13 protein-coding genes are annotated in these 16,922 nt (G+C 60.3%); all 13 read right to left on the bottom strand.

The annotated features are described in order from the left end of the window. Positions 1 to 35 precede the first annotated feature (35 nt). On the bottom strand, positions 36 to 1,796 hold the full coding sequence (locus NKI73_RS29335; protein ID WP_023747622.1) for a hydantoinase B/oxoprolinase family protein: 1,761 nt from the start codon (positions 1,794 to 1,796) through the stop codon (positions 36 to 38). Positions 1,797 to 1,859: 63 nt separating this feature from the next. Beyond that, positions 1,860 to 3,920: a hydantoinase/oxoprolinase family protein gene (locus NKI73_RS29330; protein ID WP_023747623.1), complete on the bottom strand. Its 2,061-nt coding sequence runs from the start codon at positions 3,918 to 3,920 to the stop codon at positions 1,860 to 1,862. Between the two features lie 16 nt (positions 3,921 to 3,936). Further along, positions 3,937 to 4,926 (bottom strand): ABC transporter permease, encoded by a 990-nt coding sequence (locus tag NKI73_RS29325; protein WP_031204409.1) that lies wholly within the window; start codon positions 4,924 to 4,926, stop codon positions 3,937 to 3,939. Continuing rightward, the gene (locus NKI73_RS29320; RefSeq protein ID WP_023685593.1) at positions 4,919 to 5,893 is read right to left on the bottom strand and encodes an ABC transporter permease; all 975 of its coding nucleotides are present in this window, start codon (positions 5,891 to 5,893) and stop codon (positions 4,919 to 4,921) included. Before NKI73_RS29320 ends, NKI73_RS29325 begins: the two co-directional genes overlap by 8 nt. Further along, positions 5,890 to 7,392, bottom strand: a complete 1,503-nt coding sequence (locus NKI73_RS29315) for a sugar ABC transporter ATP-binding protein (RefSeq protein ID WP_023685594.1) — start codon at positions 7,390 to 7,392, stop codon at positions 5,890 to 5,892. The genes NKI73_RS29320 and NKI73_RS29315 overlap by 4 nt, the downstream gene beginning before the upstream one ends. A gap of 74 nt (positions 7,393 to 7,466) precedes the next feature. Beyond that, a complete protein-coding gene (torT, locus tag NKI73_RS29310; protein ID WP_033000535.1) occupies positions 7,467 to 8,537 on the bottom strand; it encodes a TMAO reductase system periplasmic protein TorT in 1,071 nt (356 codons plus the stop codon). 195 nt (positions 8,538 to 8,732) lie between these two features. After that, positions 8,733 to 9,506 carry an SDR family NAD(P)-dependent oxidoreductase gene (locus NKI73_RS29305; RefSeq protein WP_352634989.1) on the bottom strand — a complete coding sequence of 258 codons (774 nt, stop codon included), beginning with the start codon at positions 9,504 to 9,506 and terminating at the stop codon, positions 8,733 to 8,735. A 1,081-nt stretch (positions 9,507 to 10,587) separates the two neighbouring features. Then, complete coding sequence (locus tag NKI73_RS29300; protein WP_352592915.1) at positions 10,588 to 11,031, bottom strand: hypothetical protein; 444 nt, start codon at positions 11,029 to 11,031, stop codon at positions 10,588 to 10,590. A gap of 690 nt (positions 11,032 to 11,721) precedes the next feature. Further along, on the bottom strand, positions 11,722 to 12,228 hold the full coding sequence (locus tag NKI73_RS29295) for a GIY-YIG nuclease family protein (RefSeq protein ID WP_031204411.1): 507 nt from the start codon (positions 12,226 to 12,228) through the stop codon (positions 11,722 to 11,724). A gap of 91 nt (positions 12,229 to 12,319) precedes the next feature. After that, entirely contained in the window at positions 12,320 to 13,189 is an 870-nt protein-coding gene (locus NKI73_RS29290) for a nucleotidyl transferase AbiEii/AbiGii toxin family protein (protein ID WP_023685599.1), read from the bottom strand. Then, the gene (locus tag NKI73_RS29285; protein ID WP_245263163.1) at positions 13,177 to 14,238 is read right to left on the bottom strand and encodes a type IV toxin-antitoxin system AbiEi family antitoxin; all 1,062 of its coding nucleotides are present in this window, start codon (positions 14,236 to 14,238) and stop codon (positions 13,177 to 13,179) included. The genes NKI73_RS29290 and NKI73_RS29285 overlap by 13 nt, the downstream gene beginning before the upstream one ends. 310 nt (positions 14,239 to 14,548) lie before the next feature. Beyond that, positions 14,549 to 15,367, bottom strand: coding sequence for an IS3 family transposase (locus tag NKI73_RS29280; RefSeq protein ID WP_352635001.1), 819 nt, complete (start codon positions 15,365 to 15,367; stop codon positions 14,549 to 14,551). Further along, a complete protein-coding gene (locus NKI73_RS29275) occupies positions 15,346 to 15,696 on the bottom strand; it encodes a transposase (RefSeq protein WP_352612007.1) in 351 nt (116 codons plus the stop codon). The genes NKI73_RS29280 and NKI73_RS29275 overlap by 22 nt, the downstream gene beginning before the upstream one ends. Positions 15,697 to 16,922 lie beyond the last annotated feature (1,226 nt).

Below are 16,922 nucleotides of genomic sequence, written 5' to 3'. Positions count from 1 at the left end.
CCGGTCATTTGCTGGCGACCTCTCTTCGCGCTGGCTCAGGCCGCCCGAAGGCGCGCGGTGGCATCCTGGTCGACGACCCAGACGCCCTGCTCGGCGTCCAGCACCAGGGCCACCTTGTAGGATTGGCGAGCCGCTTCGCTCGTCAGCCAGCCGCGGTCAACGCTGGCCGCGACACGGCGGACATCGCGCTTGGTCGGGTCGCCGTAGCCACCGCCGCCACAGGCAACGAACTCGATGCGCTCGCCGGCGCGACACGCCTCCTCATGGAACGCGGGCAATTCCACCAGCTTGCCGTCCGTGCCGCGCTTGGCACTATGACTGGCCTTGGCGTCACCGCCGCCGAGCACGCCGCGCGGCGGAAAGGTTGTGCCATCGGCCGAGTAGACCAGTGTCATCTCGTGGTCGACGGGATAGAAGACACCGCCCACCGCGGGAGCACCCTCGAACTCGCCAATGCCTTGGGTATCCGCCACCACGCCGCGCGATTCAATGATGATGGGATACATGGATTCGTCCACCTCCACGGAATCCAGCGCGATCAGGCCGCCATTCGCCGGCCCGCAATATGTCAACCAGCCGTCATAGCCGTGACGCGCCCCGCCGCCGGCGTAGCCAATGAAGACCTGGTTGACGTAGGGCTGCCCGTCCTTGAACGGATCCTTGCCTGAAATCACGCCGATCCCCGCCGGCAGGTGCGAGCCGCTCTCGGCCTGGCCATAGGGTTCTCCCATGGTCGAGAACACGCAATTGCCTGCAATGATCAAGCGGTCGTTGACATTGGTGGTCGCCACGGAGGTGCCTACGGGGTAGCGGGGTTTGCCGACCACGCTTCCCTCCCGCATCAACACCTTGATCCGGCTCTTGGCGCCCTCGTTGTGCGGGATGCCGTCGTCGAGATTGTTGAAGACGCCAATCCGGCAAGAGCCCGTGCAGGTGTTTTCCGAAAGGTTGAGACCACCAGGGACGTTATCCATGTTGTCACGCACATCGACCGTGATCTCGCCGGCTTCAGGGTCGACATCGATGGTGATCCGGACCGGGATGCCCTCCTCCGCCACGCTGGGGACCGGGTCATGGCGGACCTCGTAGGAGAACTTGCCCTTCGGCAATTTGGCGATTTCGGCCATGGCGCGACGTGCACCGTAGTCGAACCAGTCCTCGACGAAATCCAGCAGCGTGTCGCGGCCGTATTTTTCAAGCAGTTCCAATAGACGGCGTCGACCGGTCCTGCAGGCGCCGATCTGGGCGCGCACGTCGCCCAGCCAGATGTCTGGAACACGGTTGCGCATCATGCCGATGCGCAGGATGTCCTGCTTCTCCCTGTGCTGTTCGACCACGCGCACGCAGGGAAAGTGGATGCCTTCCTCATAAACGTTCTTGGCGAATGGCAGATAGGTCGAAGGCGTCGGCGCGCCAGTATCGGCGTGATGGGAAAGCGCCACGGCCCAGAACAGCGGCTTGCCATCGAAAAAGATCGGCATCGCCATGATCAGGTCGGCATGATGGGTGCCGCCAGTGTATGGGCAGTTGTTGAGGAAGATGTCGCCGTCGGCGATATCGTCGAACAACTCCGTTATCGGACGGGTCGCCAGATCCATCGACATGACGTGGATCGGCAGCGCGTCCTCGGTGGAAACGAGGCGGTGATCATAGGTCAGGATCGCACAGCTCAGGTCGCGGGCGTTCTTGATCACCGCTGAGCGGCTGGCCCGCATCACGACCAGCGTCATTTCCCGCACGACCGCCTCGAACCGGCTTTTGAGAACCGACATCAGGAACGGATCGACGCGGCGCATTGGTGTCTCCAGGCGAATGACAGGTGAATTCATTTTACGGTGCCTTGCTCGGGAAGGTTGGTGTCAATCGACAGTCACGACAATGTTGCCCTGCGGGTCGACGCGCCCGCGATGCTTGTCCTTGAGGAAGGCGGTGAACGTCGTCGCCTCAACCAGGCAGGGGCCGTCAAGCGCCGCCCCCGCGCCCAGCTGGTCCATGTCGTAGACGGGCAGAGAGCTCGTCCGCCGGGTTTCGTGCAAATAAGCTGGCCGATGGGTCTTGGCGACCGGCGCTGTCGCCTGGTCGGCCAGCCTGAAGTCTTTCCAGGCATCCTGATTGGCCCGCTTGCCCACCGCGCGCAGCTTCCAGTTGGTGAATTCGACGACGTCGCGGTCGGATCTGATTGAATAAATGCGTTCGTGCATCTGATGGAACGCTTCGACGAGAATTGGGAGTTTTTCCGCGTCGAGACGTGCCTCATCGGCCTCGAAATGGACCTCGATCTCCCAGGACTGGTATTCGTAGCGACCAAGAAAGGAGAACTCGAAACGCCGCAGCTCGGGCTCAACACCGGCCTGTTCGAGGAATGCTTCGCCCGACACCTTCAACCGCGCCAGGATGTCGGAGACGCCGGCGGCGTCGAAGCGCCGGGTCGAGGTTAGGAAAACCGCGCTTTCCTCGCGCGTGATATCAGAGATCAACCCGCCGAACGCGCTCAACCCAGCCATGAAGCGCGGGATCATGTAGCGTTTCAAGCCCAATATGTCGGCCATCTCGGCGATGTGGATGGCGGTCGCGCCGCCGCCGCAGACAAAGAAACTGTCGCGTGGGTTTATGCCCTCGCGAATGGTGATTTCCTCGATGGCCCCGACCATGTTGTGGTTGCTGGTGGTCTGGATGGCGTAAGCCGCGTCGAGCAGCGGGATGCCGAGCCGCGTCGCGATGCTCGCGACCGCTTTCTCGGCCAGATCGCGGCTGATCTTGATCCGGCCGCCGAGAAAATAATCCGGGTCAATGATGCCGAGCACGACATTGGCGTCGGTGACCGTCGGCGCGGTGCCGCCCGCTCCGTAGCATGCTGGCCCCGGCCGCGCGCCAGCGCTTTGCGGCCCGACACGAAGCAGGCCGCCATCGTCGACCCAGGCAATCGACCCGCCGCCGGCGCCAACCGATCTCACATCGACTTTCGCGATCCCCAGCGAGTCGTCGTGGATCATGCTGTCCGGGGTGACGATGATCTGGTGGTCACGCAAAGCCGAGACGTCGAAGGTGGTGCCGCCCATGTCACCGACGATGACGTTGGCTTCGTCGCTCAGCGCCAGCGCGGCCATCGGCGCCAGCGTCGGCCCCGACATGACGCTGTAGATTGGCCGCCGCAGCATCTCGGCGGGAGGCATCATTCCACCGACGCAGTTGGCGAGCAGCAGCTCGCCCTGGAAACCCGCCTGCGAAAGTGCTTGCCGCAAGTCCTCGATGTAGGTGCGCACGATCGGATTGATCGACGCGTCGATAGCGGCCGCGATGATGCGCTTGTACTCGCGCGACATCGGATTGACTTCATGGCTAAGCGTGACCGGGATCTCCGGCCATGCCTGCGCGATGATATCGCGCACCGTTGTTTCATGGATGGGATTGACGACCGACCAAAGCAGACCGACCGCTATCGCTTCGACCCCATAGCGCCGGAAGTCGGCTATCGCCGCCTCGACATCGGATCTCGACAGAGGCGTGAGCTCCCGCCCGCGCGCATCGACGCGGCCCCGCGCCGTCTTCGTCAGGTGGCGCGGGACATAGGGCTCGGGATAGTCGAGCCGCCACTGGAAGGCGCCCTTGCGCGGCCCCTCGCGCAGGACGAGGATGTCCTGATGTCCTTCGTTGAGGATCAATCCGACCTTGACGGTCTTGCGCTCGACCAGCGCGTTGGTCGAGACGGTCGAGCCGTGTACGATCAAGTCGATCTTGGTCATGAACGTCGCGGGATCGAGCCCGTATCCGGCCGCCGCCACGTGCAGCACGTTGATGAATCCCTTCTCGAATTCGCCGGGCGTGGTGGGCGATTTGAAGATCGAGATTTTCCCACCGGGCTCGGAAATCAGGCAATCGGTGAAGGTTCCGCCGATGTCGATGCAGACTTGATAAGCCATTTAAGGTCCGAAGCTGTTAGCGTTTCTTGTAATCGCGGCCCAGTATCAGGCTGGCCAGAATGATGAGGCCCAAAAGAACCTGCTGCAGATAGCCGTCGACCTGCATGAGGTTCATGGCGTTGGAAATGACCGTGATGAACAGGGCACCGAGCAGAGCCGCGGTGACGCCTCCCTCTCCGCCGGTGAGGCGCACGCCACCGACCACCGCCGCCGCTATCGATTCCAGGGTCAGGTTGCCGCCGAGATTGGGCTCGCCCGATCCGGTCCGCGCGGTGAGCAGCATGGCGCCAATCGCGGCCAGCAGCGAGCAGACCACGTAGTCGATCGCAACGACGCGTCCGGTGCGAACGCCCGCCGCCTTCGCCGCGCGAGGGTTGGCGCCGATGAGATACAGGCCGCGCCCGAACACGGTGAAGCGCAGGACCAGGAACAGCAGTGCGAAACACAGCGCGGCGAACAGGATGGGCACCGGAATGCCGATCAGCCGTCCCTCCGCCAAGGCGTCCGTGAAGGCTTCGGGAACGCCCGGCACGGGAAAGCCGCCGCTGACGGTTGACGCCAGTGCCATGACAATGTTGGCCATGCCAAGCGTCGTCACCAGTGGATTGATGCCGATACCGGCGATGAGGACGCCGTTCAGCCCGCCGATCAGCAGCCCGACGCCAAGGCCAGCGGCGATCCCCCACAGGATGGGCATATCGCCGCTTCCGGTCATCACCATCGCCGATATGACGCTGACGAGCGAGACGGTAAAGCCAAGCGACAGGTCGAAGCCGCGCGTCAGCAGCACCATGGTCTGCGCCATGGCAAACAGTGCGAGATAACTCGTCTGGATCGCGATGTTCCAGAGATTGCCGCTTGAAACAATGCGCGGGTCGAGCAGACCGAGACCCAGCAGGGCCAGGAATACGAGCCCCGGCAGCTTGGCCTGCGACGCGAACTGGCGGATGTCCGGGCGAGCGCGGTCAAGAACAACCGGAGCCGCCATGTCTGGACGATCAGACATTGGCCCGCCTCCCCTGAACAATTCGGTCGAAAGCCAGTGCGCCGATGAGCACCGAACCCAGCACCAGCGTCTGGAATTTGCTGTCGATCTGCGTGAGGTTCATCGCATTGGCGATGATCGCCAGGCACAGCGCCGCCATGGCGACGTTCTCGGCGCGGCCTGAGCCGCCGCGCAATGAAACGCCGCCGATCACCGCCGCTGCGATCGTCTCCAGTCCGAGCGTCCCGCCGATCGTCGACTGGCCGGAACCGATACGGGCGGTGATCAGCACGCCGGTGAGTGCGGCCAGGAGACCGGAGAGCACATACGCGGTAATCAACACACGGTGTGTGCGCACTCCCGACAGTCGGGCGGCGCCGACGTTGCCGCCGACGGCGTAGAAGTGGCGCCCGAGCGCGGTCCGACGCTGCAGAATGATGGCGATGGCGATCACCACGATCGCCAGCAGCAAGGCCGGCGGCAGGCCAAGCACCTGCCCTCGCCCGATGGCATAGACGAAGGCGTCGGAAACGCCATAGATCGGGATACCCTGCGTGTAATAGAGCGTAAGTCCCGCGACGATCGACAACGATGCCAATGTCACCATGAAAGGTGATAGGGAAAGGCGCGCCACCAGCGTGCCGTTTACCAGGCCAACACAGGCGCCGCAGGCCAAGGCCAGCGCTACCGGCATCAGCAGCTGGAGCCCATGCGCGTCGGGCATCGCGGCCATCGCCGCGGCTGTGACCACTGAGGCCAACGCCATGGTGGCACCGACCGACAGATCAAAACCGCCCGTGGTCATGACGATCATCTGGCCGATCGCCGGAACCGCCAGGAAGGAGAAATTGCGCAGGACGTTGAGGATGTTCAGGCGGTTCAGAAAACGCGGTTCGATGATCGCGGCCGCGGCCGCAACCGCGACCAGAAGCAGGATGACGATCCCGCCGGTTTCCAGAAAACGGCGCCGCAGCGTGTCAGGGCTCATGCTGCCTCCGTGGCGCCGGTTTCGGCGTCGAAATAGTGACGCAGCACAGTGGCCTCGGTGATGCCGTCGGCTTTGAGTTCGGCGACTATGCGCCCTTCGCGCATGACATAGACGCGGTTGGCCAGGTGAACGAGCTCTGGCAGTTCGGACGATGACAGCAGAATAGCCGCGCCATTCTCGACCAGGCTTTTCATAAGCCTGTAGACCTCGCTTTTAGCGCCGACGTCGATGCCGACCGTCGGTTCATCGAAAATATGGACCGAGACAGGACGCATCAGACCGCGCGCCAGCACGAGTTTCTGCTGGTTTCCTCCCGAAAACGACGACGCCGCGCGTTCCGGCGCCATCGGTCGTAGACCCAGTGTCTTCAATGGCGCGGCTATTGCCCGGCGCTCGCGCCAGAACTTGAGCAGTCCGGCCTGGGACAGTCTCGGGTCGTCGAGCGCGGCCATGGTCACATTCTCGCGGCCTGGCCGGCCAAGCGCCAGTCCCTCGGCGCCGCGATCGGCCGGGTAGTAACAAAGTCCAGCACGCAACATGCTGTGCGGCACTGGCGCTCTGACCACCTCGCCATGGAGTTCGATCTCACCGGACGTCACACGCTCCAGGCCGAATACGGCTCGGCAAAGTTCGCTACGACCGCAGCCAACCAGGCCCGCCAGGCCGACGATTTCGCCAGCTCTGACCACGATGGAGGCATCGGATAGGGTGCCGGAGACACTGATCCCCCTGGTCGCCAGCACGATTTCGGCGGGGCGCTGGCTAATTGATGGATAAAGTCGTTCGACCGGCTGGCCGACCATCATCTCGATCAGGGTCGCGTCCGATGCCGCGGCGATGGCCACTGTGTCGATCTTGCGCCCTCCTCGCAAGACCGTGACACGGTCCGCGAGCCGACGGATCTCGGCCATGCGATGCGACACATAGATGATGCCGACGCCCCGCGCCTTGAGGCCCGCGATTGCGGCGAACAGTTTTTCCGCTTCACCGTCGGTAAGCGACGCGGTCGGTTCGTCGAGGATGAGGATCTTGGCATCCGAAAGCATGCCTTTGGCAATCTCGACCATCTGCTTTTGCGCCCGGGTCAGCGTTTCGATCTTGCTGTCCAGCTCCACGTGAAAGCCAATGTCGCGGAAGCGTTCCTCCGCGCGGGCACGCATCGCGCGCCGGTTCAGGAAAAGCCTTCCTTTGATCTCGCGTCCAAGAAACAGGTTCTCCTCGACCGTGAGGTCGGGGACGAGACTGAATTCCTGGAACACCGCCGCCACCCCGGCATCGCGGGATTTCTGCGGGGTCAGCGCGGAAACGGTTTGGCCGTCGATACGGCACGAGCCTTCGGTCCAGCCATAGGTTCCCGCTATCAGATTGATGAGCGTCGACTTGCCGGCGCCGTTTTCGCCAAGAAGGGCATGGACCTCGCCGCTCAACAGCGAGAAATCAACGCCGTCAAGCGCCACCACACCCCCGAAACGCTTCGTCATACCCGTAAGTTCAAGCATCGCTGACACCACCGAACTCGAAGCAAAAAGGGCGGCAGGCCAAGGCCGAGGTCTACCGCCCATCGTAGATGCGACTATTGTACCGAAAATTCAGGCTTCCACCCATCGGGCGCGAAAATCTGCGTCGGGTCGATCTTGTCGACGTTGTCCTTGGTCACGATGCCCGGCGCGACCAGCAGAATCTTTTCATAGTCCTTCTTTTCCAAGGCGCGCACCGCGAGGTCGACGCTGATGCGGCCCATCATGACCGGATACTCGGCGGCAAAGCCAAGCACCTTGCCTTCCTTGACCAGCTTCAGCATCGTCTGGTTCTCGTAGGACGACATGATCACGACATCGTCGCGGCCGGCGTCGGCGACGGCACTGACGGCCGCTTCCGCCGCCGCGGCCCCGCCCCAGATGACATTGAGATCGGGATAGGTCTGCAACGCGTCCTCGACGAGGCGTAGGCTCTGCGGAACGCCGGGCTCCCCATAGAGCTCGGCCGCTAGCTTGATGTTGCCGGTTTTGGTGCTGTCGCGGAAGCCCGCCATATAGCTCTCAGCCCAGCCCGATCCCTGCGGACCCGGCAGGCCGATCGCGGTCGTCTTTTTGTCGCCGAGATACTTCTTGAGGTACTCACCCTCCTGAAAACCCTTCTGGTAGGTATCGGGAGTGATGCGCGCGGTGATCGGGGTTTCCAGGATCGGATTGGCGACGGCGATCTGGACAAGACCCTTGGCGTCGCCCTCCTTCAGCTTGGCCGCCAGACCGGCTTCCGAGATGGCGGCGACGAGGATGCCCTGGGCGCCGGATGCGACGCAATCGTCATATTGCGACAGCTGCTTTGGCAGTGCGTCATAGCCGCCGGCCTGCAGGACCGTCACTTTGACACCCAGGCGCTTTGCTTCTTCGACGATGCCGTAGTCGACCGAGACCCAGTAGCTGTCCTTGAGGTGCGGAAACAAGACGCACAGGTTCCAGGGCTTCTCGGCCTTTTCCAGCGGCACATAGTCGAGTGCCTCGACTTTTTTCAGATCGCCGCCTTTGGCCGCGTTGATCTTGAAGGGCCACCAATCCTTGGCTTGGGCGGCGTTGGGCAGGACGGCCACGCTGGTGACGAAAGCCGCCGCGAGCATGGATTGGAAAGCGCGAGTCTTGGTCATGTGATTCCCCATTTGTTTCGTGTGTTCCCGGGTGGGGAGCCGACGAATTCGCCGGCTCCCCGGTCTGCCTTGGGAGCAGAGATATCTGCCGATGCGTGGAAGTCACCTTTTCGGCGAATGCGCCTTGGGGTCGTCCGCGCTGTCGCTCATTCACATCGCCACCGTACTACTTATAAGTTATAAGTCAACAGGCTTTCATACGCTGGTGCTAATTTCAGGCAGGGTGAGCGTCTTCAATCCCGCGCCCTCGCCGCCGTCGACCGGCATGACGATGCCGTTGACGAAGGATGAAGCGCGCGACAGCAGCCAGGCCACGGCCTCGGCGACGTCTTCGGGAGTTCCCAATCGACCCACTGGAATGCGGCTTTCCAGCAGAGCCCTGCGGCCAGGAATGGCTAGCGTGCCCGTCATCATCCTTGTTGCGATCTGGCCGGGGCAGACGGCATTGAAGCGAACGTCGCTGATCTCCAATGCCAGCGACAAGGTCAAGGCGATCAGCGCGGCCTTGGAGGCCGAGTAGATGGCCAGACCCTCCTCGCCCATCAGCCCGGCCACCGATGACATCATCACCACCGATCCGCGCGCCGCGCGCAGGCCTGGCAGCGCCGCGCTGGTGAAGACGAACGACGAGCGCGCATTCACCCTCATGATCTCGTCCCAATCGCTCAGGGTGGCGGTCTCAAAAGCCCCTCGCCCCGTCATGCCGGCGTTGTTGACCAATCCGGCTATCCTTCCGTTACCGAGCATCATCGCGGTATTGATGACCGTTCGGCATTGGGCTTCGTCGCGCACATCACAGGCGATGAAATGTGCATTGGCGAGGCTGGATACGATTTCTCGTGCGGCAGCCTCGTCGCGACCCGTGAAGACGACGGCCGCGTTCTCCTGCTCGGCAAGGCGCCGGACACAGGCGGCGCCGATGCCATGCGTGCCGCCGGTTACGACATAGACACTCTCTTTTTCTCTCATGGTTCAGCCTTATGAATGATTGGCCCAACGAGCCAGGTTGCGCTGTCACGCTTCCAGCAAGGCTCGCGCAATTCGGTTGTGGTCCCGCCCACGGTGGGGTGGCTCACTGCGCGCGTCGATCGTGTTCACGGGCGTGGCGCCGCCGGTGGTCGGATAAAGGCATGTCGGAGCACGCAGCCTGCGCCGCGTTCAGTCAGTGTAAGTCGCGCTGAAAACCAAGCTCCAGCACGCCCGAAGCGTCATGGCCTCGACGAACCGCGGCGGTCCGGCGCTGACAAGACACAGTCTTTGATGATGTTGAAACCCGGGCATCCAGTGGCGTTGCGATCGTAAGCTTCGAAGACACCCATTGTCAGGTGGAGCCACAGAAAAATTCTTATCGTGGAACTGCGGCATTCGGCTATGCGAAAATATCACTGTTAACCCTCGACGCCCCCCGGCGATGCTGCTCATCATTCGACGGCCCACAAATAGACTTCCAAGCTAGGTAGTGAGGGTCACGAGACGCGCACTCCGCAGACACGAACAAACGCTGTGACGCGTCCCCTGCCCAAAGTCTGTGTTAACTTATAACTTATAAGGCGACTGTCAAGAATAGCGGCTGTGGTGTTCTGGCGTTGAGGGACCGGTTAGGCTGCGGCTGATGGAAAGACATGGCTGCATGGCGATGGCAGTGCGGTTCCGGACTGCCATTATGCGACTTTCGAGGCACAAATCATGAACATGGGACGACGGATATTTGGTTCGAACTCGCGAGCCCGTTCGAGGGGAACGGCCCAAAGTGCTACCTAGACTACTCTGAACTCGCGGCAGCGTTTGCCGCTGACTGATCAAATGCCAGCCGCAATCGCTCCATTTCCGGGCGACTGTGTTCGCGGGCGGCAAAGGATCCCACGGCAAGCGCCGGGCTGAGGCATGGATTTTCGCAATGTTGCCATGCTCGTCTGGGCGGCGCCACCCACAAGAAGCTTGATCCTATGAATCGGAATATGCAATTGCACGCGCCGGTGCGGCGATGCATCGAACGTTTTGATCCGGCTGGGACGCCGTGTACGAAATGCCGCCTTCGGCCTCATCGCGGTCATCGACGGTAAATGGCTCGATCGATCCGCCGGCCGACAGGTGGAGAGGGATAAGGAAGGACTAGCAACCGACGCGCACGGATTTGGGGATTCAGCCGTATGAGGTAGCGAAGCACGGTCAGAATATCCGCCGTTGTGCCGTTCCAACGCAGCACCCGAAGTTGGTTGACCGGCTTGTAGATACCGGCGCCCCCGGCGATGGCGTCGAGGGCGACTAGTACGAGGGCGAAATAGCCATAGGAAAAGGTATTGTCATTTGTCCACCGATCGAATGATACCGCGAAGAGGCGTGGCGCGGCACGCCATTTCCGAAGGATCTCCACCATTTCGGGATCTTCCTCGAGCTGGTCTCGAATATCGTCGAGAAAACGCCGCTTCGTGCGCGCCTTGAATTCGCTATGCAGATCGGCGAATGCAACATCGAAGCGCGATTTCCTCGCCATAGGCCCCCTGCGTCATTGAATGTTTGATCGACTAGCGTTGGACTAGAGTTGTTGTTTTCGGATTGCTCCATTGAACCGCCGTCGAGGACAGCGAAGAAGTGTTTGTCGTCAGCGTCAAGATCTCGAAGCTTGACGAATAGCTCTGAGGCGCCAGGATAGCCCTGAAGCCGCATAAGCCCCCGAACTTCGCGGTTCCAGAGCGCCTGGATCGCGGAGCTGTCTCCTACGGGTTTATTCCAGAGCTTGACGTAGTATAGGTCTCCAGCATCTTCGGCCTGCCACAGATCAGGAACTCCTCTCTTGGCGTCCCCACCTACGATCCGACGGATCAGTCGATACCGCCCCACCCTCTGTTCAGCCATCCGATCCCCACCCAGAAATGTTACTCGCAAGACGTTGGGCATCGGTTTGAAACAATGCGCACAGGATTTGTTTCATCTATTTCTTCGCAATACTAGCTTGAGTTGTTCGGTCCTTCTGCGCCGCGGTCAGTCGGCCCGAACCGGCCCAACCCTCCACTTTGGTACCGACACCGACGATAGCAATTAAACGGCCGCGGTTCCGCTAGTGCGGGGCGAGTCCGACCTGCACCGGCCGGCCAAACGTCAAGACCATTCCTGGTCAAGCTCTCGAGTGGGGACGAGGCCACCATCGGCTTCCCAGGTCGGTATGCTCGTAGCGTATATCCTGCTAGACTTGATCATCAGCATCGTACGTGCGTTCCGAGACCCCGCACTCAAGGCACACGTCGCCACCATGGTTCTCGCTGTAGGTCCAGCCACCCGCCCACCCGCAGTTGGGACAGAATTCATAGCAGTCGAGTTCGCCCCATAGCCATGGACTAGCATATTCCGGAACCGCGTCCCTATCATAGGAAATGATCTCAAAGGCATCTTGTCCGACAGAGATGTAAGCCCTCGATGAAAAGAGCTTCAGGGCAGAAATAACGTCGTCTGCCGACAGGAAAAACCATTCTCCCGAATCTGCCTTGTGGTCGAATATGAGGTGCAACCGCCGTTCGACCACGCGGTCTTCGGAAATCGATCCGGTCCGAATTTCTCCCATCAACGCAACTCTACGCCGATTGCCAGTCTGCAGGTTGGCTATGCGGCGATCGACCGCCTGCGAGCGTCCGACCTTCACATAAAGACGGCCGGCAAGGCTGTTGTCCAATTCAGTGATAAAATAGACGGTCATTGTAGCATTCAGGATATTCAGCTACGCGCTTCAACCCCGCTGCACTCCCAAAAGAAAAATTGCTAGCGAGGAACGGCAGCAGCGCGGTCACCTACTCTCTCCAGCCAAGTGCACGGAGCCACGCATCGACCTGACCAAATGCATCCTGCTGCCATTGTTCGGCGGTGCGTTCCCCGAGAATTTGGGTGTCCTGCACGAACTGGCGGACGCTAGTGGGGCCAAAACTATCAACCGCCTCGAACTTGCCGGCAATAAACCCGAAGCCCTCTTTGCCTTCCTTGTGAGCGAGAACCGGCTCGCAATCCGCGGCAAGTGCATCGGGGCCACCTGGATAGTTTCGAACGCAGTAATAGATGTCGTATGCATCCTTCCTCTTCAGGCGGTTCTCGATTGCGTAGCCCTTCATTGCGAGGAGGGCGGGGATCGATGCGACGGCGATGTTGACGTGGTTCGCGCCTCCATCCGGCATCTCGCCCGAAATCGCAACGAGGTTGTAAAAGCGTAAGGCCAATTCGGCACCCGATGCCCGCTGCACGGCAAAATGCTCGATCAGCGGCGGTTTGTTCTTTGTGAAGACGGCGTCGAAAGGACGCAAGAAGTCGACAACCACATCGATCGGACCTCCACCATCATCGACAGGCACTGTCCGAACAAGCTGGAACAGACGGTGATCGTCACGCTGCTCATACCCATTCCCCATAAGTGCCTCGACAAGTCGGGCGTATTCGCCATCTCCAAGTGCCTCGGTATCGAGGCCTAGATCGACGTCGAGAGTTCCGACATGCGGCATTTCTTCGTTTTCTAGGAGGAGCCAAGGCACCGCGCCGCCAATCACGGCGAACTTGCCTTTGAAACTGCCGAGTATCTGACCAATTTCCAGTAGAACCGATTTCACGGCCGCGGTGGTGCGGTCGTCGTAGTCGGCGGCCGATTGCGGATCGGGCGGTACTACTGGAGCCATTGCAATTTCTCCTGCCGCAAATGGTCAGCGGCTTCCTGTCCCCTCTCCCCGGATATCACCAAATCAAGGTAAGTTTGAACAGGACTTGTGCAAACGACGCCGGGCGCCGGCTCGATTGTATCAAGCAGTGGCCCTTCATCCTTCAGGATCGTGATCACAACGTTTTCACCCTTCGCCGCCGACGACAGCTTGAGGGCATGCCGCAGACGGTCGAGACCTCCGCTATCTGCGTAGAAGAACTGGCTGCCTACCCGAGCATATGGCGCAATCCATTGCGCTGCCGAGAACGATGCGAGGATCGCTCGGTCAATTCGATTCGACGCACCAAGCACATCGCGAACGACCTGGTCGAACGCTTTGCCGTGCAAGGTAGTGTAGAAGGTTTGGCGATCACCCGCTGGCGGCTCATAAGAGTTCCGCCAAGCGTCCAGAACCGCTGCCGGCCGAAAAAGCGACATGCCATCGTCGCCGATTTTCGCCCACTCCCGATCCACAAGCGCAGCGCGGACATTGCTGACGTGGCCGAGACTGACACCGGCTGCTTCCGCAAGCTCGGTGACGCGCCAGGGATGGTGTGGATCGCGCAACATCACTCTCAGAACCTGCGCGGACTTCGGTTTGAAGATCGACTTCAACTCGCGGCGTTCGATTGCGGGTCGGGTCGGAACCTTACGCTCAATAAATATGCCGTCGAAAGCGAGCCGGCAATTTCCCTCGAAATCGAGGAAGCCCACATTTTCTTCCTGGCAAAGAGCCTGTGCTTCTGGAGAAAGAAAGGGCGCAATGAACACAGGAATTGCGCCTTTTCCTATGTGGTTTACCGCCCTTCGCACCTGGAGTAGGCCCGAGTGAACGTGGCGCGGCTGTCCGCTCGACTTGACCTCACAGACGAGAATATGTGTGCGCCCGAAGGCGCTGATATACGCAAGAATATCGATTTCGCGATCGAAAGCGTCGGCTTCAACCTCTACATTCTCGATGGAAACGGGCGGAATATCGTTTAAGACGGCCCGCAGAGCGTCCGCAGCTTGATGCTCAATGCTTTTCAATGAGTCGCCCGATTTCAGCATCCGCTGAAAATGGCTGACCTACTGAAATATGTCAATCGCAATTTCACAAAATGTGGCGGTTTCAGCGGATGTTGAAATTCGACCAAGAGTGAAAATCTTGAGTTAGCTTCGCCCGTGCCCCAATCAATCCATCTTATGTCGATGGCCGCGACCTGAGTATCGAAAGGCGTCAACTAAAGGCGCCTTCACCAAAATCATCGATAGCGCGCCAGACGCCTGCGAACCTCGGGTGTCAAACGGCTTCCAAAACTGACCCTCGATTGGAGTGCGCCCCTCGGACCGGACAAGGTCAAGCCGCAGTTTTGACCATCTGCCGGGCGTGTTGGTCCTCGAACTGTTGCGGGCTGAGATAGCCGAGCGCTGAGTGCAATCGGCGGGTGTTGTAAACCTCATCAATGAAGCGGGGAAGGTCCTCAGCGACGTCGGCGAAGGTTTCGTAGGCCATCGGATAGACGGCTTCGACCTTCATCGTCTTCATGAAGCTTTCCGCTTTCGCATTATCGTAGGGATTGCCGCGCCGGCCCATCGATCCAATAAGATCGTGCTCGGCGAGAACGTTGCGGTAGAGGAGTGCGGCATATTGCGAGCCTCGGTCCGAGTGATGGACGCAGCCCGGCGGGGGTTTTCGTCGTTCGATTGCCGCCTTCAATGCTGCAACGGTCAAGCGCGCGTCGATCGACCGACCGATGGCGTAACCAACGACCTTGCGTGACCAGGCATCCAAAATGACTGCAACGTAGACGAAGCCCACCGCAATCGTCACGTATGTTATGTCGCTCACCCAGAGCTGGTTCGGGCCGTCGGGTGTCACGTTCTTCGCCAAGTTCGGGAAGACCGGCAACTCGTGATCGCTGTCCGTAGTGGCGATGAAGCGCCGCCTGATCCTGGGCTGCAGATCGTGCTCGCGCATCAACCGTCTGACCTTCTTGTGGTTGACGACGATGCCGCGCTGCCGCAGCGCCGCCTGCATGCGGCGATAGCCGTAAGCTTCGAAGCTGTCGGAGATCTCACCCATCGTCTCGACGAGCGCTGTGTCATCCACGGCGGTTTCGGGCTGATCGTAGTAGGTTGATCGCGCGATCCCCATCAGCCGGCATCCTTCAGCGATGGAGACATCGCCGGGCCGGTGATCACGGATGTAGTCCCGCTTCTCGGACGTGGTGCGCTTTTCAGAGCCCCCTTTAGAAACTCAATTTCCAAGGCTTGCCGGCCTACCAGCCGCTCCAGCGCTGCGATCCGCGCCTCATAGGTCTGCATAGTGTCGGCCGCCGCCACGTCTTCGTCGAAGGAGCCAGCCTCGTATTTCTGAACCCAGATGCGGATCAGGTTACGCGGCAGTTCGTGCCGCTTGGCGAGACCATGCAGCGTCTCGCCGGACAGGAACTCCTGTGCTACCTGACGTTTGAACTCGATGCTGTGCGTGCGATAAGTCACCATGGGCTTCCATCCTTCGAAAGCCCGGCTTCCAAGTCAATTCTGCTTGTTCATCCTGTCCGGCCCGAGGGGCGCACTCCAGATCGGCGTCCAATTTTCACTCAATCCGACCGTGCGTGGCTTTCCCTGATACACCCCTCTCTCCCTTCAAGTTTCGGCGAACAGCTATGTCCTGCGTTGATTTCGGATGGTGAGCGAACTTGCGACCTCAAAGCGATCGGGTTTGAACCCATTGGCAGCAACGGGGCTGGACCAGCGCTGGAGCCGCTTTTGATCATTAAGAATGGAAAGAGCGCTTTATCCCAATTAGGCAACGTATAAATGCATTCCTCAGACGATATTTAATCAGAAGTTGCTTTTATGTCACTTTTATGGACTAACAGTTGGACAACTGCACATTTCTACTCGGACAAACTGTACATAACGGCGGCCAAACACGCTTCGCGCACGTTAATGCTTGGATTGTGCACAGGCTCAATCGCTGATCCGAGCACGAACTCAATCGTGTGATTACACCGCGGAAAACGCTCGAAGCGCAGATCAGCGACCGCCGCCCCCGCTCACTTTTCTCCTGGGCGCTGACGGAAGCGTGGCTTTTATGAGCGTTCGATTATAATCCGAGTGACTATAAGGGGAAGTCAATCCCCCGCGTCGCATTTTCGCCGAGTTCTGCCGTGTCATTGAAAGGCAGCACCGCGAATGACAAAGCTTTGCCCGGTCTTTTGAGGTGAATAGCAGCTCTATCTCTGCCAATAATACGTGGGGTCGAGCCACGTAGCCGGCGCCCGCTATCTTCGAGGATTCCCGCCCCCGTGCAGGGTTACTTGAGGCCCCGGTCACTCCACAATGGCAGAGCCTCTCGGACCGCCGAGCGCGGCTTACTTGTGCTGCCCCAGGGTCAGGTGCGCGAACGTCGCTTCTGAAACATGCCGAGTGTAGACCGAAGGTCTAAGCCTTTCATAGAGCAGCCGAGTTGACAGGCGAAATGGCCTGTTACACGCTGGTTAAATCGATTAGGATGTTTCGCAGGGAAAACTCTGCCCAACCCAGGCAACCATGGACGATCGCCCAAAAGCAACACGCAACGGTAGGGCCGCCGCCAAGGCCAAAGAAGTCGAAGCGGAGCTGATTGCCGTTGTCGTGTCCGTCAATGACGGTGAACCAGCGGTTCTCACCATCGGGCAGGGGGATTGCCTGCCCTCGGGGCCGTTCGCGCTGGAGCATCGATC

The sequence above is a fragment of the Mesorhizobium sp. M0496 genome (assembly GCF_040321205.1).
Classification (GTDB): Bacteria; Pseudomonadota; Alphaproteobacteria; order Rhizobiales; family Rhizobiaceae; genus Mesorhizobium.
Note: the sequence above shows the minus strand (reverse complement) of the source record. Positions and strands in the feature narration are given on the sequence as shown.